Genomic DNA, 21084 nt, shown 5'->3' with positions numbered 1-21084 from the left:
CGAAATGCCATCCTGCTAGAAGTGTGGGTTTCTACCTCTCAAAGCCAGTTGAGAGAAGGACTTCGGTGAGAATGCACATCGATACTAGGGTGCAACCATCAAGCCGTTCACCACTCTCCTCAGCCAAGTTATGATCGATATATCAGAGCTCAGGGTTGGAAACACCCTCGTTGGGAAGAAATACGGAAAAGAATGGAAAGTAGCAGGAACCGTCACTGACATCGAAACAGGTGAGCGAGTTGGTGTCTTGGTCAACGACGGGTTAGAGGGCTCCATTCGGACAGACGCCTTTGACCAAGATGATCTCACAGAATTTCAAAAGAAACACAGAGACGACAAATGAGCAGCGAATCAGCCACTAAACCGAACAACTCCAATCTCCCGTATGGGCTAGATGGATGGCCAACTTCCCATGCCGGGTGGGTACAGGTAGAGTCTCACGAGTCCAGTCTGATAGAGTATTGGCGACGCGGCAGCACACACATCAGCGGTCAATACGAGCGGCTTTCCGTATCAGAATTGAGCGACGGAGACCTCCGACTGCATCGACAAAGCTTCGACCAGTTTGGACATCCACTCAGCGGACAGACACTTTCCGAACAGCCTCCAGAGCGAATCGACTGGATCTGGAAACAAGCTCAAGACAATATGGAGGAGTGGCCTGCACTCGGAGAGTTCGATAGCAAGCCAGAAATTCCGTCGCAGGTCGGTTCGTGGAACCTCATCTCTCTAAAACACGAAGGGAACGCCCAAGACTTGCGCTGGGAAATCGGCTTCGGTGAGGCGACACTTATCCTAGAGGAGTTGCGGATTGAGTCGTACTACAGCCACACGAAACGGCCACACGAACTTCGGTATCAGGAACCGAATGCGGACCCAGAGGTCATTGTGAGTGAGGTTCCGCAAACAAGTGCTTTCGAGATAGCAGTGAATACTATGTACCAACTGCCTGAGCCAGTCAACCGCCTTCATGACCATCGTGAGCAGTTGCAGAAAGTCAAGGGTATCGGGCCAGCAAAATCCGCGTCCCTGCTTCGGCTGGGGATTACTTCTATCTCTGCACTCAAAGGCCACTTTGGAGACGATCCCCCCGTGAACCATCATCACTCAGTCGCTGTCAACAAGATCCTCACAGGAACGATTAAGAACGCCCTCACCACTGGAGAGTGAAAAGTCGATACTATCAGTCGTTGCTAATACGGCCTTCTTATTCAGAGAAACTATAATTTCATAAACTCCATCAGAGATTTTTACTCTCCCTGAAGAGGTGAGAGATGGTTCTGATAGAAGAAGGTCAGCAGTTTCAAACGACATTCATAGAGGAATCAGCATTCGAAAGCGGCTTCGAGAAATACGTTAAGCAGGAACACGACATCAAAGTCGGTGAAAGAATCGAACAGCCAGATTCTGTACCGACGACAGAGCCCGAGAGATGCATCAACCTAGCAAAAAGGTGTTTACTAGCAGGCGGAAACCGGACGGGATTCACGCACCACACTGAAGTATCGGCGTCTCTGCGGAGGTGCGAAATCGACAGAATCGACAGAAGCACCGTAAGGACACTCAGACCTTCTGAGATTCGCTTCGGTCGGTTCCGTGGCGATAGAGAAGAGAAACTGGCGAAGGCAGAAACCGTTCTGGCCTGGGCCTCAGCAGAGATCGATCAGCGTGTCCTGAAAGACATCGAACGCGAACAAGAAGAGCGTATCACGAAAAAGTGGGACACTGCTGTCGAGTCAGCAGAAAAAGAAGCAGCAGCCCGCCAGCTCCGCAGCAACCCGCCCAAGACACTTAACGGGTGGAAGCAATTCGACGCCACTCACGATGATGTGAAGACCGCGTACAGGGGAGTAGTCCACGGCATTCCCGTCATCGCTGCAGTCTACGATACATCCGAGGGTATGAAAGCCAAGGAGTGGCTGGTGGACCACTGGTCGGAGAACGAGTGTTCCCCCCATGAGACACCCCCCAACCGCCACCTATCTGTCGGACAAAACAGCGATCCGTACAAAAGCTTGATCTCGCACTTGCGAATGTTCGACGTGGGGGCTGCCAATACGGGCGAAAGCTTTAACCCTTCCCATGCGGCGTGAATATGGGCCAGAGAACCACTCTACCAGAGGAAAACGGGCAGTCAAGTGGCGGTCAGATAGCCGAGTCTGAAGATACAATGCCACACCAGACAGAGGATGAAATCATCGACGACATCCTCAAGTATCTTCGCAAGCACGAATCCGTCTGCATCCAGACGGAACGTCAATCGGGCCTCGGTTGGATACGGAAACACAACCGCGGCTGGCAGCATGTTAAACAAACAAGCCAAGGTGAGCTTTCATCCACCATCATGAAAGAGGAGATGGTCAGGGCGATACTAAAGGCGAATTACTACCAACTCATCCCAACCACCCAAGCCGGAACAGAATCTGAGAAACGTATTTGGACCGCAGTTGAGGACAGCGAGTAACGACGGTCAAGTGGCACCGTAGCTCACAGAAGAGGAGAGAATTTTTACTCCCAAACAGGGGGTAGAGGATTCGATAGAAATGATAATCGATACAGACGATATCAGCTGGAACACTCGCGCAATGGCAATGCCGGACTACCAAGATGGGATTGCTCCCTCGACTGCTTCCCCCATCGTTCGAGAGTTTGGCGAATGCCCCGAGTGTGGGGCCGACGTCGACCCAGAGGTGGCGGACGCACTCTACCAAGATAGAGACGTTATGTGGGAGAACGACCGAAATCACAAGTCGAGCCCGCACGTCTGTCCAGAGTGCGAAACTGAAGTCCGGATCTTCGTCGAAGAGAAGGCCTTTGGCATCATCGGAGAGTCGCAACTGCCGTCAGATGCTGACACATGTGAAAACGTCTACTTCATCCCCGTCAAGGACTCCAGCAACTATCTCGTTATCAACACTCACCAATTCTGTCTCACTGAAGCCACACCTCGAAAGTCCCAGTCACAGGCAGTTAACTAGTAATACAACGCCACAAATGGAATCTACTACTCAATCAGACGATCATAACTCGGATGGCGATGCACCGGGCGCAGTCTACATACTCCCTGGAGAAGACGATCAGGTCTACGTTCTCAAAGGTAGTCAAGCAGATGAAGACAGGGAACTCACCGCAAAAATCGTCACCGACCTCCGGTCAGTCATCAAAGAAGCGTCCAGTCCCTCGCGGAAGATCAGATGTGCTCTATCGTCTCACAGAGGAGATCGGGCACACATCAGTATCGTAGGGGAGTTCCCCGGTCTGAACCACGGATTCGGGAAGAATACTCGGTTCTCAGAAATCTTCTTCGCCCACGACAGTGCTGAGCCCCCGGATGGTGCCATCGAAATTGACCTCCCTTGAAGTGATTAGCGAGGTCCAGAAGCACGGTTTTCATCCAGATGATATCGAGCGTGCTCTCCGAAGCGGATTATTTGTATTCTCCTACATGTGGTGAGAGTATGTCTACAGAAACATTAGTGTCGACTCAACCAGCCACATTCCAGCATAGCCCATCAAACGGAGAGTGTAACTGTCCAATACACCGGAACCAGACGAGCCCTCCGTTTACCGCACCGCTCGGTCTTCCATTTAGTAACAACGTCTCGATCAAGCCGATTTCCCAGAAAAAAGCTGAGGAGGTATACGAAGCACATCACGGGTATATGGACGGAGATCTCCACCCTGCGAATCTCGCTCACCACGGCCTCTATTACCAGGACTTACTCGGCGCAATCACGTACCGATATCCGTTCTTCAGCAAGAAGAAACTATATTTCAACAGTGACGACGAACTCAAGCCGAAACCATACACCGAACGTGATTTTGAAGGACTCCCCGACAATATCGAACCGCGCGCCCGCTCTCTTCTCTCAGGTGTGGATGGCAGCAGTATCGATCATACAGAAGTCCTCTCCGGCGACAAGTTCGTCGAGGCAAACCGGATTTGTATCGGTGAGCGGATGCCGAATCTAGCCAGCTGCTCGCTCGCTCAATCACAGGAATTCTTCGTCGAATCGTCTGATTGCCCCGCAGGTATCGAGTATCTTATCACGTATGTCGTCGCGAATTTCGAAGGGTCGATGATAAAAGCGCTTCGCGGGAAAGGATGGACATGCATCGGGTGGAGTGAACCCAGTCAGGCAGGAAATCGAGAGCACAAAACGATTCGCGACCAGTACAAATGGGTCTTCGTGTGTCCTGTGAGCAAGGTCTACGAACAGATGGGACTCAGTGAGTGGAAATGACACCTGATACGAACCAACCACAAGCAAAGTTCCCGGACGATACACCAGCCGACCTGTCCGAGTGTACGGCTGTTTCATACGACAACCATGTCTTTCACCGTCTGCACCGGACTTGTGGTGGAGAGCCATATGGCGGCGCTGTATGGTATGGTGAATCCGAACTCGTCCGCGTAATGAGGTATCAGGATTCGTGGGCTGTCGAAGTACCACCTCTCGAACGGGAGTCTGTTGACGGTGAAGATGGCAGCAGAGAGCAGATACGCATCATCGAGTATGAGATGGATGCTGAGTACGGACTCGGACAGATGGAGGCCTACCAGCTTGCAGACGCCTATATGAGGGGCGAGGAAGACCTATCGGATGGCGATTGGTTTGTTCAAGACGGCCAAGAAGAAGCTGGAGGCCAGCAGACCTTAGATGATATCGCCGCCCAGTAGGTTTTCAGTGGGTGTAACCTTCGGTACAAGGTTGGAAGCGTAAAGTGCGTTCTTACTTAACTTTTTAATGCATTCCGTTAGTTTGTTTGGTAAGATACGATGATCGACGACCCACCACCAGCACCCGACCAAATCCCGCAGTACATCGTTGAAGGGCTGCATCGTCAGGATCTCCAGAGCTTGGCAACGATTGAGGAGTACACTAAAACCCTACAAGACTTCATCGAAGAACAAGATGATACCCCTATTGAAGAAGACGAACTCGCAAGCAAGAACGAGAAGATCGTCGACACGGACGAGAAGGGTGGTTGGACGTACGTAAAAAAGAAGGTCCCTTGTGGGAAAGACTGCAAAGGATGTCCTCATGGGCCGTATATGTACCGCGTGAAGCGAGAGAATGGCAAGCTGAAGTGGGACTATCCTAAAGACCATCCCATGAACAGCAATGACGACTGATGATCAGTGCAAGCCCAGATTTCTTACGGTTACTCTCGGTCCCACTGCTCGCGTGGGCGGCCTGGAGTGATTATCAAGTCCGCCGTGTCGAGTCACGAGTCTGGCCAATCCTCATCGCGATTGGAGGGATAGCTGCAATCTGGCAGATCACCCAAATAGCACCCATTAATTCACCCGAAGATGCATACATGCACCGTCGGCTAGTCGGTGTACCCGTTGGGATGGCACTCATCAGCGCATTCCTATTCAGCGAGAACGCTATCGGCGGAGCAGACGCAAAAGCATTATTTTCGCTCGGACTTCTCTTTCCGGCGATCCACCAGTACACGATCCCGGTCCTCGGGATTGAACTGCCACTTATCCAAGGAATGACCGGATCGCTCGCCGTCACTATTGTGGTGAACGGATTTGTATTCGGAGCGTTCTACCCGCTACAAATGTGGGTCAAAAACCTGTCCCGTGGAGAGCGGAAAAAAGAGTTGTTCTTCTCAAAGCCAGTAGCAGTCTCCGACCTTACAGAAACAGTAGGGAAGCTCATCATCAACCGCAATACAGACGACGAGTTTGCAGTCGACGCCGATGCAATTAGAATGTATCTTCGGTGGCGGGGTGAGACAATCCAGACACTCAGAGCAAGAGGCGAGAGTCTCCGGTCCCCAGAGACTATCGCAGAGACCTACGAAGTCGGTACGGGCGCGATCAAACCGAATGCTAATTGCTTCAAGTCTCTTCCCACCACAGACGAAACTAGTCCATCTGAGCGGACCATTTTAGCCACAGAAAGGGGGTCAGTAGAAGATACATGGGGGGTTGAGCGGTTCGTCGATGAGGTCGATCACAACATCTACGAAACGACTGCTGATGAGCTTCGCGCAGTACTTAATTATCTCTGTGACCATGATGAAGTACACGTACAGCCGGCGTATCCACTCATCGTCCCGATCTTCCTTGGTCTACTCGCTGCGCTTACTATTGGTGACATAGTCGTTCTATGGATGTATCTCATCGTCTCACCCTAGTGTCACCACAAACTCTCTGCACCACCCTACAGGGCGAATCAGTTAACTAAGAACAAGGCACTACTGACGCAACTTATTCGACTTTGAACGAGACTGTATCCACCGACCCTTCTGGTTCGTACACGGTTTGAACATTAACCTCTGCAGTATACGTCCCCGTACCGACAGTCACTCCTGGCGCACACGACATTTCCGTCTTCCAACACCGTTCGTCGATCAATTGGCTATAACTGACTGTCGTCGACTCGCCGGGAGCAAGTGAGTCTATTTCCAACGTCTTGTGGGTGACGCGGTCGCCATCTTGGTTGTACATGCGGACTTCAGCCGTCGTCTGGTTACTCTGCAAATCCCCAGCATTAGTTACCGTTACATTGACATCGGTCTGATGGTTCAGTTCGACATCTTCTACTGTGATATCGGCCCGAAGGTCTGAGGAGAGGACTTGAATTGTGTCTGTATCCCCTGTTCCAACTGGGAACTCCTCATCGCGGACATTCAGTTGAACAGTATATTTTCCGTCATCTGGAGGAGTCATATTCACCTTCTTATCCGTATTTGAGCCGGCATTTAGAGCGCGTATGTCGACCTCGTGCGTTTCGACAACTTCCTCGTTCAGGTTCATTAGCGCTACCGTAGCTGTTGTCGCCTCGGCTTTGTCATTCCCGACGTTCTGGACGGACACCGTAACAGCCGTCTCTGATTCGACAGGAGTCGAATCGTTCCTGAACGAAACGCTCCCGTGGAGATTCCCATGAGAGACCGTGATGTCGTCTGTCTCGGCATAGTTCCCGTCAGGGAATTTGCTATCATCGACTCTTGCACCGACCGAATGCACCCCTGGTCGGGTGAAGTGGATAGAGACCGTTGTTTCATATGTCTCACCAGATCCGACTTCTGGGAGGGAAATCGTCTGCTGGCTGAGGATGTTCCCAAAGTTGTCGTAGAGGTAGACCCTCGTTGTCGTTTCTTGACTCGAACCGGGGCCATTGTTCGTTATATTAACATCGACGGTGGTCCCATTGCTCTCGACAACGGATGCCGACGGTGTCACATCCACAGCCAGATCCGGCCACCGAATACTAAACTCATCCGAGTCATTCGTCCCCGACGGACGGCCTTGGTCATCAACATCGACTGTCACAGTGTAACTTCCGGCCTCACTCGTAGTGAAGTCCAAGTGCCGGCGGATATCACGACCTCCTCGAATAGGATCAGTCGAGATATTCCACTCCTGAACAACCATTCCGCTATCATCAACGACTTGGACTGTTGTGTCTACGGGGTCACTATCCGCTGTACCATCGTTGGCAATTGTGACGTTGATAGTTGTCTTATTCGTCGTTGTAACGTCCGAGGAGGACACAAAACCTTTCAAGTTCACGTATTCGGTCTGGAAACCATTCCGAGCCACGCTACCGGTGGTGTCATCTTTCGCGTTCACATCAATTTTAGCAACGTATCGGCCGGGGCTCTCAAGCGTGACATTGGAAAACAAGTTAGTTTGGTCCTCGCCGGGTTGCAGGCTTCGGACATCAACGGTAGTCCGGTTAATTACCCGCCCAGCATCGTTCTCGATAGTCACTGTCGCGGTGGTATTCTCGCTGACCGCCCCACCGTTGTTCGCGACTTGAGTGGAGATATCCACGTTTTGTCCCTCTCCAATATCTCTTGCTGTGATATTAGCTCGGAGGTCCCCGCCGCGAACGTAGAAGGCGGTCTTGGAAACGTTTCCTCCAGGAACTCGAGAGTCATCAACTTTCACTTCAGCTATATAACGCCCCGGCTCGTCGAGAACCCGTGCAAGCGGGGTATTGATCTGTTTGTCACCCGGCTGCAATCTCCCGACAGGATACTGAGTCGTTTCGAGAACCTCTCCGTTATCGGTCTTCAGCGTCACAGTCGCTGTGGTCTCGTCGCTCAGAACCTCGCCAGCGTTTACGACTGTCGTGTTCACGTAAGCTGTCTCACCATTACTAATGTTCGAGACATGGATTCCCGTTCGGTGATCGGGGACAGCAGTGACGATCTCCTCGGAGTAATCGACGTTCCCATCGGGGAATTCGTTATCGTGAAGCTCAATCTTCGCCGTGTACGTTCCGACTTCGGGGAACTTCACAGAAACCGGATTGGAATCGGTTTCACCCGATGCCAGTTCATCGACGTCGATCTGCTTTCTATCGACGCGGCGATTATCTGAATCGTACACTGTTACCGTAGCATACGTTACGCCGCTCCGCCCTGGACCAACGTTGCCAATAGTCGCGTTCAATTTGGTTTCAAATCCGTCAACCGTCGTCTCTGACGCATTGATTGTCCCATGGAGATTTGACCAAGTGATGTGATAATTTGTGTGATAGGTCTGTCCGTCAAGTGAGGCTTCAGCTCTATGCACACCCGCTCGGTCGTGGTTCACCTCGAAGCGACGGATTGTGCTTTGATCCGCCTGGAGTCTACCTACATCAAGTGTTCTTTCTGCTACAATTTTTCCTGCTGGGTCAACGATATCAACGTTGACAGAGGTGGGCTCACTCAGACCGGTCCCATGGTTTGTCACATCAATTGATATCTGGTTATCATCCGATTGTGACACGTTCGACGCACTCACCTCGACGCCGAGATTCTGATAGACCACATTAAACTCATCTGTGTCCTTCGTTCCAGCAGTAGCCAACTCGGCATCAGCATCCATCGACACTTGATAGGTGCCGGGTTCGTTAAGCGTGGAGCTGACAGGGTTCGTAGAGTAGCTTTCACCGGGAGACAAGCCGGGCACTTCAATCTCCGCCTGTTCAATGAGTGTCCCATCGGGGTTCGTGAGGTTTACTTGAGCCGTTGTTGGCCCTGCGTAGTCCGTCCCTTTGTTCCGGATTTCTGTTGTGATATCAGCCTGTTCTCCCTTCTTGATCGTATTACCAGTCACGTCCGTACGAAGGTCAGGACCAATCCCAACGAGAGTGGCCGAGTCCGTCGTACCTGCAGAGAACTCGGGGTAGTGGACGTCCACATTCACATGGTACGTGCCTGTCTTTTCAGTAACCACCGTGAATTCGCGGGCGGTCGATTGACCAACAGATAGGTTTTCGACATCGACATTCCACGATTTTACGACTTCGCCACTCGGACCTACCACTTCTACGTCAGCAGTCGTCGCTTCAGACTTGTTGTTCCCCGCATTCCAGATGTCAACTGTGAAGTTTGTGTTCGTCCCAACACGCGACGTAGAGTCGGTCTCAGAAACCTCGGCACGCACATCCCCGTGAATGATCTGGAACTCAGTCTGGTCAATGTTCCCTTCTGGGAAGAGGTCGTCCTCAACATCAAGAGTCGCAGTGTAGGTTCCGGGCGCTCGATACGTGTTCGTTATCTCTGTCACTGAGTCTTCTTCAGGATCAAGTTCGGCGAGCGTAATCGTCTCTCGGTGGACTTTATTTCCATTTTCGTCCGTGATGACAAGCTCAGCTGGAGATGCTTCGCTGAAGGCTGTTCCATTGTTGTATATTCGGGCGTCAAACGAGGTCGTGTTTTCGTAGACCGTCCGACCCTCAGAAAGGTCAGACCGGAGATCAGCGTACGTGATGGTGATAGTTTTGTTGTCATAGTTGTCCCATCCAGGGCCGCGCTGAAGCATCTCCTGCTCGTCGAGATTCGTAGCCGCAATCAGATTCACATCTCCGACTACACGATTTTCGCGGAATGAGGTGAACTTAGTAATTGGGTATTCGCGCCACTGTCCGCCATCAAGTTGCTCAATGAGCAATTTATCTGAGGGGGTGCGTTCATCACCACCATACAACGTCCCTTCAGAGGCCACCGTGAGATTAAACGTATCAACAGTCTCCGTTTCACCGATATTATAGATACGAACATCTGCTTCCACACCGTTCCGAAGAATAAAATCATCATCCTCAGTCATCAGCTCAACTACGAGATACGGGTCAGGGACTGGTTGAAGGCCAGCAGTTACAGAGTCCAACTTGCTATTCTTGCCCTTAATCTCCACCGTCGTTGCATTGGTGACTGAGATTTCAAATCGGCGGTTCGAAATGATATCTTCCTCAGCAACGAGTTCGTCTCCATCGTAAATGCGAACAGTCATTTCGTCATCAGTTTTCACCTCCACAAATCCTTCTTCATGCTCAGTTCCCGTCAAATCAAACTGCTTAGCAATTGTACCATGAATTTCTAATTCACACCCCTGCCCTGCCGATGACTCAACAGGTATCGCCGTTCCAGACTTCGCTTCCCAGTCTTCAGTAGTGCAGGCTGAGAAGTCGTCTTGCTCGTGAAACGGTCGTCCTGCAAGGTTCTCCGAGAGCGTGTCACCGGCATCAGCCGTCCCCGTGGTAAGCCATGCTGAGGCTGTAATTAATGCCGGCATGAGGAAGACAACAAGGAGGATGATCGATCCTGCACTAAGGTACTCGTGACCACCTTTTGAAGGGAACCACGATGACTGAGCAAATAACAGCATCATCACCGCACCAAGTGCTATAACGAAAATCCCCAGCATCAAGTAAGACGTAGTCTGAAACGAGAGAAAGTTCAGAAGAACCGTCTCAACAGGGTCTTTCGACGCTGCAAGTTCTTCGATAACTGGATGATAGCGTGCGCCACTGAACAATTGACCTGTTGGGAGTTGGACTGGCGGGGCCACTCGAGTGAGGGACTCCTCTGGGTTGCTAAGTCCAGTTGCTAACCACGAGATCGCGTGCAAAATCGGGACTATCGTGATTGAGCCACCTAATCCGAGCGCTGCTCGATACAAATGTTCTTGCTTATTTCCAATATCATACCGGAATGGCCAGTGGATGAGTAAATAACTCACACTGAGGAAGGTCATAGCCGAGATGAGAATGAACGAAATGCTGACCTGATACGTCTGGAACAACATGCCAAGACCGGAGACCAGACCGTCTATTCCCTGTGCGGCCTCTGGTCCAATCAGTCGCTCCTCGAAAGATGTCCCGAATACACCGTCAGCTGGGAGTGCCTCAGGCGTCTTCTGAGTATCAGTCGCCACCCAGACCACGGTGTACAGAAGTGGGAGAAACACTGTCACGACACCCACCCCAATTCCCACGCGGCGGATATACCGAGACTGTACATCCGCGATAATCTCTGTCGGCCACTTCGTTGTGTAGTAAATCACAACGAGAGAAAGCAAGGCAACAACCCCAAGCGTCGTCCAAGAGAGGAAATATGCCTGGAAGAGGTCGATGAGAATACCTAAAAATTGGTCCAACCCCCGTGAGGAAGGGTTCGGTCCGATGATCCGTTCTTCAAGAGGCGTTCCAAACACACCGCCAGCTGGCAGGTCAGGTCCAGCAGAAGTTGTCCCCTTTGCGATCCACATTGCTGCATACAAAATCGGGAATATCGCGGACGCCACGAGAAGAGCGGTACTGGATCGGTGGAGACGCTTCCTCTTACTCTGCGTCCCGTAGCTCGTCGGCCCTCGTAAGCGGTAGAGGATGACCAATACAATGATAGAATAGGCCAAGAAGGATGTGACAGAAATAAGGTAGGCGTTAAAAAAGTAGATGAGTATCTCATAAACCTGCTCAGGTGACGGTACGGCAGGGTTGGGACCAATCTCCCACCCCTCGGTTGGTGGTAACGGAGGCATTTTTATCAGAGGTTATGGACTGAGGGTACCTACGGCTCGTACGCGGGCATACTCGCAGGTACGTTGCATATCTGTATCTGTGCGCGCTTCATTACTCTTTCCCATGTTGTGTTGAATAGCGCCTCCTAAGCCACGGTGAGGCAGCGCCGGTTCTGAGATTGCTGGCACTAGCCCCTGACAAGTCGACTCAAATTTCTACTGTCCTAACCAGCACCGCTATTCAACACAGCACTTTCCCACGAAATTCAGGCTTCAGCACAAAGACTTCCCTAGGGGTATCTCACACAATCTGGTACTCCGACTTGCCGAGGACGACCTAGGATGGACGCTAATGAGGTCGGATCAGACCTCAAGGGCGACATAGATCCCGGACAGATTCACGAGAACTTCTTACACCAGGACCAAGCATATTGGCCTTAGATTGGGATGAAACTCGCAGGAGATTTCATGTTCCGAGTGTACCACAAGTTTCGCATGTTCCGATACACATAGACCTTATCTCTCCCCCCGTGTGAGTTTAGTGAACACTCCCTCAGGAAGTCCAAGCATCCTCAGTGTCTCGAACGGATCGAGTGTATCGATACATCCAGTCACATAGACTGCTCAATAAAACTGAAAATCTGAAACTATCGAAGGTATCGGAATATCTGAGTGTTCTGTGTGTATCGTATGTCCTGTATTATTCAAATGTATCAGCAGTTTCACAGCCTCGATACTTTTGCAGTTCCGTGTGTTGCAGATGATCCAGTATTCACTGAATACCCAGCTGTTCCACTAACCTACACTTCAGCGTTGTACGAGAAATGTATTTCCGTACATAATGTTTACTATGTATTTCTATACATTCAAACATATTCAAATACGCAGTACACACAGAACACAGAATACATACAGAACACCCAGTACTTCAAGGGCCTTCAGAAGCACCTGAAGGCCTCCCAGCTGTGCTCCAATCACTATGTGAAGTCCGAACAAGGCTATTGTTCCAATACACCACCAACATACAGAACATATGAAACACACAAAACACGCAATACATACACAATATTTTGAAGTACGGTAAGTCCAGATGTTTCGTAGAGCCTGAGTATTCTGTATCTTCCAACTCAGACGGACTAAACAACAAGCGTATCCACGTAGCGATAAGCGAACAGGAATACAGAACTTTAGCAGCGCTACTTGTGATCGCTGTACTCGGAGGAAACGAAGTCGATGAACTCTTCTCGGTGCTCTAGCAGAAATTCACCCATCTTATTCTCGATAGACTTTTTTTGGAAGCTCTCACCGACCTCTTTTTGAACGTCAATGTAGACTGAGTCCGCCGTCACACTGTCAGCGAACAAGCCGTCAATAACCTCCGGTAGCAGATTCCACTGCTTTCGTTGAAATTCACCAGGACGGTTGCCAAACTTGTCTGGTTGATGCTTCTTACAGTACGAGCTACCGGGTTGTGCATCATGATCGCACTGCGTTCCGTCTCGAGTGATCTCCTGACACGACGAAGTAGAGTTTCCATCTAGGGCCGTAGACTGATCCGCCGGTTGCTGTGTCTGTGTTGAGGTTGACTCCGTGTCGTCGGATATCTCCTCTTTCGGTTGCTCATCTATTCCAGAGATCGATTCAACTGACTGTTCTTCTTGCTTGTCATCGGTATCGCTTTCAGTCGACTGTTTAGCCTCATCATCGTCATCTTCATCGGGATTAGCCAAGCTATCACCGAGTCCGGCGAGATCACGTTCACCCATTCGCTGGCACCTCCTCTTGGTCGGTCATATCTTCCCCTTCGCAGGAGTCGATTACCATTTGAGCAAGTGTATCGAAGTGCTTGATTTGATCGCAGTCAGCATCATACTTAGCAACCGGAAGCCCATTCTTGAACGCATCATTGATAGCCTTGCGTTCACGGAGAGCGGGTTTCGGAATATCAGTCAATGATTCTCCGGGTGTGTCGATCACCTCGAAAACATCAGGATCAACACGCGCATACGCTGGAAGGTATTCGCGGAATGTTTGATTTAGATCCCTCGTGATTGTTTGCTCGCCGCTATCTCGGCTGATGCTCTCATGCATCCTGTTCGGCGTGATCGCGACAATCTCGATTTCCATGTTGGCTTCCTTCCGGAGCGGGTCAATCGTACGCTCTAGGAGGCGGGCGAGGCCGTTCACCGTTCCAGCTTCAGGAGTGATTGGAACGATCGTCCGCTGGACAGCGACGAAAGCGGCATCCAACATCTGTCCCTCACCACCGGGTGGGTCAATGACAAAATAGTCGTACCCGGCTTCGTAAAGGGGAGCCGCAATCTCATTGCGAATGCGGTTGATACCAAGCCGGGTGTTTTTCATTTTTGTAACAACCTCTCCCATCAGATTCGTACTAGGGAGAAGCTTGACACCGAAGTCCGTCTCGATGAGGAGTTCTTCAGGGTCCAGATCCCCGAACATCGCCTTTCCAATGTGGTTTTCGTCATTGAGAACTTCCTCCTCTGTTTCATCATCAAGCAAGAGGCTCGTCAAATGGCAGTCGTGATCGAGGTCAATCATCACGACATCGTTCCCACGGTTTGCTAAGCGCTCGGCCACGTTGAGGCCGAGTGAGGTTTTCGTGACGCCGCCTTTCTGGAGCGCGGTGACTACACCTGGTAGTCCTTGAATTTCTCCTGTCATAGTTTTTGAAATGTCGGTTGTTCACTGGATGGCACTCCAACTCCAAACGAGATGCTAGTGGACTGCGTGTACCAGACATCTCGAACGTTTCGGAACACCATCAAACTCAAAGTGGGCGCTACACCACTTATTTCTTTGCGTGTATCGCAAGACGCAAGTCATACAAATAAGCCGTATGTTTCGTATGTTCCAGTACACACAAACTATTAGATCCACATAAGTGCGAGCTGTGGTATTACAAGAACCGGTGTTCCGGTACACACAATCCCAAAGCAGGGTAGAGATTCGTTACTCGTAGATAATACTAAGAAGGTGACCAACAGCAGTCTGGCACTGCTTCGAGAACCCTGGTTGAGAGATACCGATTGACTCAGCCACTTCGGTTGCACTACTATCACGCGGATAATTGAAGTAACCAGAGTAGTAAGCGATATCGAGGATTTCTCGCTGCCGGTCAGTGAGCAGCTCAAACGGAGACCCTTTTCCGCCAAGATCACTTTCTTCCTCAGCCTTTGGCCTCTGTTGAGAATGGAGAGAAACACTAGGGTAGCGGTTACGGACGCGATCAATGAAAGACTGGACACCCTCATCCCGTGGGATAGCCACCACAAGCGACAAATTATTACTTGTTGCCTCAGCACGAACTAACTCTGCACCGAGATCCGTAAGATCGAAGAGCGAAGAATCTCTGTGGGCAACCAATTCAAAGATGATCGTATCTGACTCGGATATCAACCGAAAGTCGTCAACTAGTGGGAATTCTTCCAATACCGCCGCTGTGTCTTCTACAGATATTCGACCCTGGAAAGCCACGTAGACCAGATACGTCTCGTCGCTTCGGTGCGTGATATGTTGAATTTCGATTTTCGACCCAACCTCTGACGCTAGTTGGATAAACGACTCCTCTTCGTCATCAATCGTTAATGAGACATCAACATTGTCATCGGACACTAATGCATCACGCTGGCTGAGAGTCTGATGAGCAAACCCAATTAGCTCTCCCAATTCAGAAAGTGTATCCAACGTCATATCTTCAACGCCACCAACCTTCTTGCTATAGACCGTCAGGACACCATGAAGAACGCTATCGTATAGTAGAGGGACGCTCAAGATAGATCGGTACCCGTTCAAAAGTGCTTGGTTCTTCCACTCGCTATTCTGAACTCCGCGAGCAATGTTCTTGTCAACGACCGGTTCTCGTTGCTCAACAACTGAAACTGCAGGCGGCGAATTCTCCGAATCGATATCGAAAGCAATTTCATCGATATACGAGTTGACGGGGTGTGATTTCGCTTGGGGGTCTAACTGATTCTCCGCATAATCCGGTTCAGCAATCCAAGCAAAATCAAATTGCTCAATTTCGACGAGAGAATCACAGACAGATTGATTGATATCAGAATGAGAATCCGCGTCCATAACCGTCTGATTGACTGTTCTAATTTGTTTGTTCAATTCATTCAGTCTGCCATATTTTTCCTTTTGTTTCTTCGACCGCTCCTCCCTCTCACGGATCTCTTGAATCTGGTTCACCTGGTCCATTGCAGTTTTCGCTGTCGAGCTTAGGATCTCAATAGCCTCCTCGCCAGCGCCGTCTAAGTCGTGTGAATCAGCGAATCCCGCAACAATGACCCCATACCCATCGATAGGAGATATGAGAGTCTCCCGAACGTTGGAGGTGAAAAACTCGATTTCGGCCTTTTGATTAGTAGAATCAACTGACTTGCTCTCTAAGTCCTTGAAAGCCTGCCAAAGGGGGTTTTCACCCGCCTCAAATTTGGGCGGCTTCGACTTTCCGGTCCGTTGCGAATATGCTGCAGGATATAACTCGCCGGTTTCATCATCGTACAGGTATACAAACGGGCCGATCAACTCAAATACATCAGACCCAGCATCAGCGACAATGTGAGCTACTTCTCCAATTGTATCAGATTGCGATGCTGCACGCGAAACCTTACTGACGGCCGCAAGTGACTCCTCACGAACAACCTTTTCAGTCGAATCCCAACCAATCCCGCGAACAAGAGTACCCTCACCATCAGGATGTTCCATTGGCACTAAGTAGGTCCGAATATAATAGCTGGCACTCGCTTGGTCGAGGACGCGGAAGTTCACGAAACGCGGGTCTGAATCCGGATTCATATCCATCATTGCCTCTTTCAATCCGTCACGATCGTCTGGATGGACAAACTCAGCCAACGTGTCTAAAGTCTGATCTCGAAAGTAACACAGATCATCAGTTTCAGCTAATCCTTCGTAGAGAGAAAGACTCCACGTATTGAGATCCACTTCGAAAATTCCTACTTTCTCGATGTCCCATACGTGTTCGTGTAAAAAGTCGGCATACACCCGTTTTTCATTATCGTCCAGACGACCATCTTCGAACTGCTCTGCAACAGGTTTGAGACCGTCAAAAATACGCTCTTGAATTGACGTATATGTTGAGGCATCTAAGTCCTTGGGCACGTACTCCGTTACACCGTGTTCAATCGCTTTGCTTGCGATCGCTTCGCTACCAGAGCCAGTCCACATCAAGAATGTGACTTCGCCGTACTCATTCCGAACCCAGCTCAGGAGATCAAGCCCAGTACCGTCCTCCAGTTCATACTCTGAAACGACGTAGTCAATCCGTTCCTCTTCAAATAGTGTCATTGCACCACCAATTGTTGCCTCAGTTATAATATTGGTATTAACCGAAATATGCTCACCTTCCTCAGAGAGTGATTCAGCCAGTTCATCAAGTTCAGGAGACGTACCAACTAACAGTATATTAATCCCATAAATAAGACTACAATTCTTACCCGCCTCACCTCGAGAATGTATAGAGGGGTTATACATATTACCACAGTCTGAGGTGGCAGTTTGTTAAAAAACCTTTGGTTATTAAGGTAGGTATTTCGTTGTCAAGTACGCATATGTTGGTGCTACAATATTCAAGCCCCGTTGGCTTGTGGAGATGGGGGATCTAATCATGGAGGGCCTAGATGGGAAGACCGAACGGTATCTGGCCCGAATAGCCAGCGAAATTGGCTATATCTACCGGGACTACTCGGACCAACCGACAGAAGAACTCTTCGCGAAGAAAGATGTCCCCCTCTACCACTGTAGAAAGATCAAGATTGAAGAGGACAAGTTCGCCACCATATACAACTTCCCAGCAAACGTTGGCGAATTTGCTTCACGGCTCAATCAGAACACGAGTCACGCTGACGAAGATGAGTTCCACTACGCCGCAGACTGGCCCGTCCAGACCGGCTCGGGATATGTCCATCACACTTTCCTCTTCGACACCCTCCCCCAGAGATCAGACATCAAAACAGCTCGACACATCAATAAGGTGTGGAAGCAGATAGACTGCAACGAACTCAAGCAGTACTTCACATGCCGCGTCTGTTCTCAGCGCACACACTGGACAGAAACAGAAGGGTCCGCAGATGAGGAAACAGACCTCTTCCGAGAGCGGGTGATAATGCTCGAAAATCAAATCTGTGATCACAGCACTCTGGAACGCGAATCGTCCACTCACGTCAAGACTAAACCAAAACAGAAGGATTCCAGTAACGAAGAAGTCGACTCCGAAAGCAACGAGTCCGAAGACGCTCGAAACCAGACTCAGAAAGCAAATTGAAGACAGCTCACCAGTTTAGAAGTTGTCTGAGAAGGACCGATTCGTAATTCACATTGTGGTTTTTTCATTGATTTCTATTTAGCATTAACAACCAAGTCAGGCCTTAGTGTTTGGCAATTTCCGTACTAACAACCGGTTTTAAGGCCTGCCTAAAGCGGTTAGAGGTATTCGGAAGAGGTTTCATGAAGAAATCTTTTTCAATGAGAAATGTGTAGACAAGACTATGGAACATTGCTGTAAGGTCGGCAAGAATATTGATAAGTACGGCCTTGAGCATGGAGTCGTCGGGGGTGATCTGAATCAGTATATGCTAGCCAGGTGGATGGGGAACAACGAATACCCAGAGACGGGTCTGCGGCCATTGACAACTTGGCTGAATCAGAAAATTCTGAAGACAGTCTATACTGAACACGATCGAAACACGCTCGACAGTCGGATTGAATCAGACCACGAAGCACTCGCTAGCGATGATGACGAGAGACGCCTCGCTATCATCGACGATCTGGAATCTGACGGCATCGATGGGGAGCAACTGCTTGATGATTTCGTTTCCTCTACGACGCTCTACCGCCACTTCACCAACTGCCTTGACGAAGAAAAAACAAGGGACATAGGCGAGGACGATGCTGCAGCAGAGGGCGTTATGGAGAGAATCCAATATTCGCGAAACAACACCAAGGGTCACATCAGAGAGAACTTGAAGACCCTCGAAAACAGGGGGAAGATTCCTCATGCCACAGATGCAGATGTCTCTATACCAGTCATCTTGGGATGCCCTGTTTGCTCTAACCAAGTACAGTTAGAGCGGGCGCTTGAGCGCGGATATATCTGCGATGAGCACATGAGTGAATCAGCTACCGGACCTGGGGAATCCTCCAGTTCCATTTCAGACGACAACGAACCACAACCCGAATCAACTCTCCTGTAATCTCCACCTTTCCGCTGCGTTGTTCCCATCTAGCCAGTCTCCAGACTGGTAGAGTTATCAGTACTGTCTTGGAGCGTCTGAAGCTGTTCTAAACAGAGCATTATTAAGCCATCCCACTCTATGTGAGATTAGTATGTGGGACCTCGACATCAACAACATCGGAGGAATTCGAACCGGGAAGGCAACACTCACTCCCGGTCTCAACACGGTTCAAGCTTCTAACTTCCAAGGGAAGTCCAGCTTTATGGCGGCCATCCGGACCGTCGTCGGCACCACAGGGATGTTCGGTGAGGACCACCCTCTTACAGAAGGCGAAAAGAGCGGTTCAGTCACCCTCAATGCAGACGGTGATGAACACGAAGTCACGCTCAGCCTAGAAGCTGAGGAGACTGTAACCCGAAGAGGGAACCCTTACCTCACAGACGAAACAGATCGAGTGTGTGCACATCTCTTCTCGTTCCTCGGAGAAAATAACCCCATTCGGTCTGCCGTCCGAAACGGTGAGGATCTAACCGAGTATCTTCAAGCACCACTCAACATCGAAGATATCAACGCCCAGATCGTCGAGCTCCAGAAAAAACGACGAGAAATCAAAGAAGACCTTCGAAAATCCGAGCAGTCTGCGAAACAACTGCCGTCAGTCCAAGAGGATATTACACAGTTGGAGCAGGAACTTGAAGAACTCCGTGACCAGCGCGATGAGTTGTCCGCAGAAGCCCCAAAGGACACTAATGCTAGCGACCTCAGTGATAAGCTCGGCAGCAAGCAGGGCAGTCTCGAAAGCACTGAAAAGGAAATCGGTCGCTTAGATTCGAAGATCAACCGCCGTGAAGATGCCCTTGAGGAGAAACAGGCCGAACTCAACGATCTTGAGGTCCCCTCCGAACCAGAATTGACCGCTGACGTTAATGAAAAAGAACAACGGGTCAACGACCTCAAACTTAAAATCAGTCTCCTTCAAGATCTCTACCGAGCGAATCAGCAGATTCTCGAAGAAGGAGAAGTCGAACTGGTGACAAACGTCGATCGAGGTATCGACATGGACACAATTAATTGCTGGGTCTGCGGGAACGATACAACCTCGGCAGATATTGAAGAGCAACTCAACGCACTCCAGCAGAAAATCAACGACCTTCGGAGTGAGAAATCTGACATCGAATCCGAAGTTGAAGATATTAAGAAAACGAAACGCGCAATTCGCAAGAAGAAGAACGAACGCGACCAGCTGCAAGATGCCATCGGAAAGATCAAAGGAGATATTCAGGAAGCGAAAGCTGAACTGGAGCAAGCAAAAGAGCGTAAAGAGCGTCTTGAGTCCGAAGTTGAAGAGCTAAAGGCTGAAGTCGAGGAGGCGGAAGAAGAACTGAACGAAGAACTGACTGATATCAAATCCGAGATCAGTAATAAGGAACGGGAGTTAGAGCGGAAACAGGGACAGATCGAAGACTTGGAGGCTGAAGCTGAGAAGATTGACGAACTAGAGGATAAACGCGATGAATTACGTGAACAAATCAAGGAACTTCGCCAGCGGAAGAACAAAAAGCAGCACGAACTCGCGGAGGAGTTCAATGACGCGCTTGAAGACGTCATTGACAGGTTCGCACCTGGGTTTGATGGTGGCCAACTCGTTCCGAAGACCACGACAGAGGGTGGAGATATCGAAGAATTCGAACTGAAAATCGTTCGCGAGTCAATTGAAACAACAATCGACACGCTCAGTGAAGGAGAGCAAGAACTGGTGGGGATTGTCGTCGCCATCGCTGGCTATCGCACATTCAACGTGGACGAGCGCGTTCCAGCCATCCTTATCGACGGCATCAGCCAGCTGTCCTCAGACAACCTTCGGTACCTGCTGGAGTACCTCGAAGATACAAGCGAGATGCTCGTGACAACCGCCTACCCAGAAGCTGGTGACTTCGAAGGAACCACAGTCGACCCAACCGAGTGGGACGTCGTCTCCAACTCAGAACCCGCAACGGCCTGACGATAGCACCGGAGTGTTATTTGTTTGCGGCCTGAAAAAAAGAAACTTTGGAAGGACGATGCTAGGATAGGTTTATATCTCCCAACGCAGGTGGAAGAGCT

General features: G+C 50.1%; 17 protein-coding genes. 13 read left to right on the top strand and 4 right to left on the bottom strand.

Translation table 11 applies throughout. The annotated features are described in order from the left end of the window. The first annotated feature begins 130 nt into the window (after positions 1 to 130). From ACYJ11_RS18875 to ACYJ11_RS18830, 10 genes are all read left to right on the top strand, one after another. Positions 131 to 343 carry a hypothetical protein gene (locus tag ACYJ11_RS18875; RefSeq protein WP_064289247.1) on the top strand — a complete coding sequence of 71 codons (213 nt, stop codon included), beginning with the start codon at positions 131 to 133 and terminating at the stop codon, positions 341 to 343. A gap of 305 nt (positions 344 to 648) precedes the next feature. Beyond that, positions 649 to 1170 (top strand): hypothetical protein, encoded by a 522-nt coding sequence (locus tag ACYJ11_RS18870; protein ID WP_461648989.1) that lies wholly within the window; start codon positions 649 to 651, stop codon positions 1168 to 1170. A 104-nt stretch (positions 1171 to 1274) separates the two neighbouring features. Continuing rightward, on the top strand, positions 1275 to 2093 hold the full coding sequence (locus ACYJ11_RS18865; RefSeq protein WP_461648988.1) for a hypothetical protein: 819 nt from the start codon (positions 1275 to 1277) through the stop codon (positions 2091 to 2093). Between the two features lie 2 nt (positions 2094 to 2095). Continuing rightward, a complete protein-coding gene (locus ACYJ11_RS18860) occupies positions 2096 to 2464 on the top strand; it encodes a hypothetical protein (protein WP_461648987.1) in 369 nt (122 codons plus the stop codon). A gap of 79 nt (positions 2465 to 2543) precedes the next feature. After that, positions 2544 to 2978, top strand: coding sequence for a hypothetical protein (locus tag ACYJ11_RS18855; RefSeq protein WP_461648986.1), 435 nt, complete (start codon positions 2544 to 2546; stop codon positions 2976 to 2978). Between the two features lie 16 nt (positions 2979 to 2994). Then, positions 2995 to 3360, top strand: coding sequence for a hypothetical protein (locus ACYJ11_RS18850; RefSeq protein WP_461648985.1), 366 nt, complete (start codon positions 2995 to 2997; stop codon positions 3358 to 3360). Between the two features lie 98 nt (positions 3361 to 3458). Next, on the top strand, positions 3459 to 4244 hold the full coding sequence (locus ACYJ11_RS18845; protein ID WP_461648984.1) for a hypothetical protein: 786 nt from the start codon (positions 3459 to 3461) through the stop codon (positions 4242 to 4244). Continuing rightward, positions 4241 to 4681 carry a hypothetical protein gene (locus ACYJ11_RS18840; protein WP_461648983.1) on the top strand — a complete coding sequence of 147 codons (441 nt, stop codon included), beginning with the start codon at positions 4241 to 4243 and terminating at the stop codon, positions 4679 to 4681. Before ACYJ11_RS18845 ends, ACYJ11_RS18840 begins: the two co-directional genes overlap by 4 nt. A gap of 99 nt (positions 4682 to 4780) precedes the next feature. After that, on the top strand, positions 4781 to 5137 hold the full coding sequence (locus ACYJ11_RS18835) for a hypothetical protein (protein WP_080510122.1): 357 nt from the start codon (positions 4781 to 4783) through the stop codon (positions 5135 to 5137). After that, positions 5137 to 6156, top strand: coding sequence for a prepilin peptidase (locus ACYJ11_RS18830; RefSeq protein ID WP_461648982.1), 1020 nt, complete (start codon positions 5137 to 5139; stop codon positions 6154 to 6156). Before ACYJ11_RS18835 ends, ACYJ11_RS18830 begins: the two co-directional genes overlap by 1 nt. A 73-nt stretch (positions 6157 to 6229) precedes the next feature. Here the strand turns inward: ACYJ11_RS18830 and ACYJ11_RS18825 are convergent, their stop codons facing one another. From ACYJ11_RS18825 to ACYJ11_RS18810, 4 genes are all read right to left on the bottom strand, one after another. Continuing rightward, positions 6230 to 11782: a CARDB domain-containing protein gene (locus tag ACYJ11_RS18825; RefSeq protein ID WP_461648981.1), complete on the bottom strand. Its 5553-nt coding sequence runs from the start codon at positions 11780 to 11782 to the stop codon at positions 6230 to 6232. A 1175-nt stretch (positions 11783 to 12957) separates the two neighbouring features. Beyond that, positions 12958 to 13527 carry a hypothetical protein gene (locus ACYJ11_RS18820; RefSeq protein ID WP_461648980.1) on the bottom strand — a complete coding sequence of 190 codons (570 nt, stop codon included), beginning with the start codon at positions 13525 to 13527 and terminating at the stop codon, positions 12958 to 12960. Then, positions 13520 to 14446 carry a ParA family protein gene (locus ACYJ11_RS18815; RefSeq protein ID WP_064289236.1) on the bottom strand — a complete coding sequence of 309 codons (927 nt, stop codon included), beginning with the start codon at positions 14444 to 14446 and terminating at the stop codon, positions 13520 to 13522. The genes ACYJ11_RS18820 and ACYJ11_RS18815 overlap by 8 nt, the downstream gene beginning before the upstream one ends. A gap of 288 nt (positions 14447 to 14734) precedes the next feature. After that, on the bottom strand, positions 14735 to 17281 hold the full coding sequence (locus ACYJ11_RS18810) for a bacterio-opsin activator domain-containing protein (RefSeq protein ID WP_461648979.1): 2547 nt from the start codon (positions 17279 to 17281) through the stop codon (positions 14735 to 14737). Positions 17282 to 17414: 133 nt separating this feature from the next. On the opposite strand from ACYJ11_RS18810, the gene ACYJ11_RS18805 reads away from it, so the two are divergent. The 3 genes from ACYJ11_RS18805 to ACYJ11_RS18795 all read left to right on the top strand — a co-directional run bounded on the left by ACYJ11_RS18805 (position 17415) and on the right by ACYJ11_RS18795 (position 20983). After that, positions 17415 to 18071 (top strand): hypothetical protein, encoded by a 657-nt coding sequence (locus ACYJ11_RS18805; protein WP_461648978.1) that lies wholly within the window; start codon positions 17415 to 17417, stop codon positions 18069 to 18071. Between the two features lie 223 nt (positions 18072 to 18294). Continuing rightward, positions 18295 to 18999: a rod-determining factor RdfA gene (gene rdfA, locus ACYJ11_RS18800; RefSeq protein WP_461648977.1), complete on the top strand. Its 705-nt coding sequence runs from the start codon at positions 18295 to 18297 to the stop codon at positions 18997 to 18999. Between the two features lie 133 nt (positions 19000 to 19132). Next, positions 19133 to 20983, top strand: coding sequence for an archaea-specific SMC-related protein (locus ACYJ11_RS18795; RefSeq protein WP_461648976.1), 1851 nt, complete (start codon positions 19133 to 19135; stop codon positions 20981 to 20983). Positions 20984 to 21084: the final 101 nt, after the last annotated feature.

The organism is Haloarcula sp. H-GB5 (assembly GCF_054850705.1).
This window is presented reverse-complemented; position numbering and strand designations above follow the sequence as displayed.

What these genes read in the sequence shown, in the direction of transcription:
- ACYJ11_RS18860 (WP_461648987.1), top strand. Translation starts at nt 2,096, where the DNA reads ATGGGCCAGAGAACCACTCTACCAGAGGAAAACGGGCAGTCAAGTGGC.
- ACYJ11_RS18820 (WP_461648980.1), bottom strand. Translation starts at nt 13,527, where the DNA reads ATGGGTGAACGTGATCTCGCCGGACTCGGTGATAGCTTGGCTAATCCC.
- ACYJ11_RS18825 (WP_461648981.1), bottom strand. Translation starts at nt 11,782, where the DNA reads ATGCCTCCGTTACCACCAACCGAGGGGTGGGAGATTGGTCCCAACCCT.
- ACYJ11_RS18870 (WP_461648989.1), top strand. Translation starts at nt 649, where the DNA reads ATGGAGGAGTGGCCTGCACTCGGAGAGTTCGATAGCAAGCCAGAAATT.
- ACYJ11_RS18875 (WP_064289247.1), top strand. Translation starts at nt 131, where the DNA reads ATGATCGATATATCAGAGCTCAGGGTTGGAAACACCCTCGTTGGGAAG.
- ACYJ11_RS18810 (WP_461648979.1), bottom strand. Translation starts at nt 17,281, where the DNA reads ATGTATAACCCCTCTATACATTCTCGAGGTGAGGCGGGTAAGAATTGT.
- ACYJ11_RS18830 (WP_461648982.1), top strand. Translation starts at nt 5,137, where the DNA reads ATGATCAGTGCAAGCCCAGATTTCTTACGGTTACTCTCGGTCCCACTG.
- ACYJ11_RS18840 (WP_461648983.1), top strand. Translation starts at nt 4,241, where the DNA reads ATGACACCTGATACGAACCAACCACAAGCAAAGTTCCCGGACGATACA.
- ACYJ11_RS18815 (WP_064289236.1), bottom strand. Translation starts at nt 14,446, where the DNA reads ATGACAGGAGAAATTCAAGGACTACCAGGTGTAGTCACCGCGCTCCAG.
- ACYJ11_RS18805 (WP_461648978.1), top strand. Translation starts at nt 17,415, where the DNA reads ATGGAGGGCCTAGATGGGAAGACCGAACGGTATCTGGCCCGAATAGCC.
- rdfA (WP_461648977.1), top strand. Translation starts at nt 18,295, where the DNA reads ATGGAACATTGCTGTAAGGTCGGCAAGAATATTGATAAGTACGGCCTT.
- ACYJ11_RS18795 (WP_461648976.1), top strand. Translation starts at nt 19,133, where the DNA reads ATGTGGGACCTCGACATCAACAACATCGGAGGAATTCGAACCGGGAAG.
- ACYJ11_RS18850 (WP_461648985.1), top strand. Translation starts at nt 2,995, where the DNA reads ATGGAATCTACTACTCAATCAGACGATCATAACTCGGATGGCGATGCA.
- ACYJ11_RS18865 (WP_461648988.1), top strand. Translation starts at nt 1,275, where the DNA reads ATGGTTCTGATAGAAGAAGGTCAGCAGTTTCAAACGACATTCATAGAG.
- ACYJ11_RS18835 (WP_080510122.1), top strand. Translation starts at nt 4,781, where the DNA reads ATGATCGACGACCCACCACCAGCACCCGACCAAATCCCGCAGTACATC.
- ACYJ11_RS18845 (WP_461648984.1), top strand. Translation starts at nt 3,459, where the DNA reads ATGTCTACAGAAACATTAGTGTCGACTCAACCAGCCACATTCCAGCAT.
- ACYJ11_RS18855 (WP_461648986.1), top strand. Translation starts at nt 2,544, where the DNA reads ATGATAATCGATACAGACGATATCAGCTGGAACACTCGCGCAATGGCA.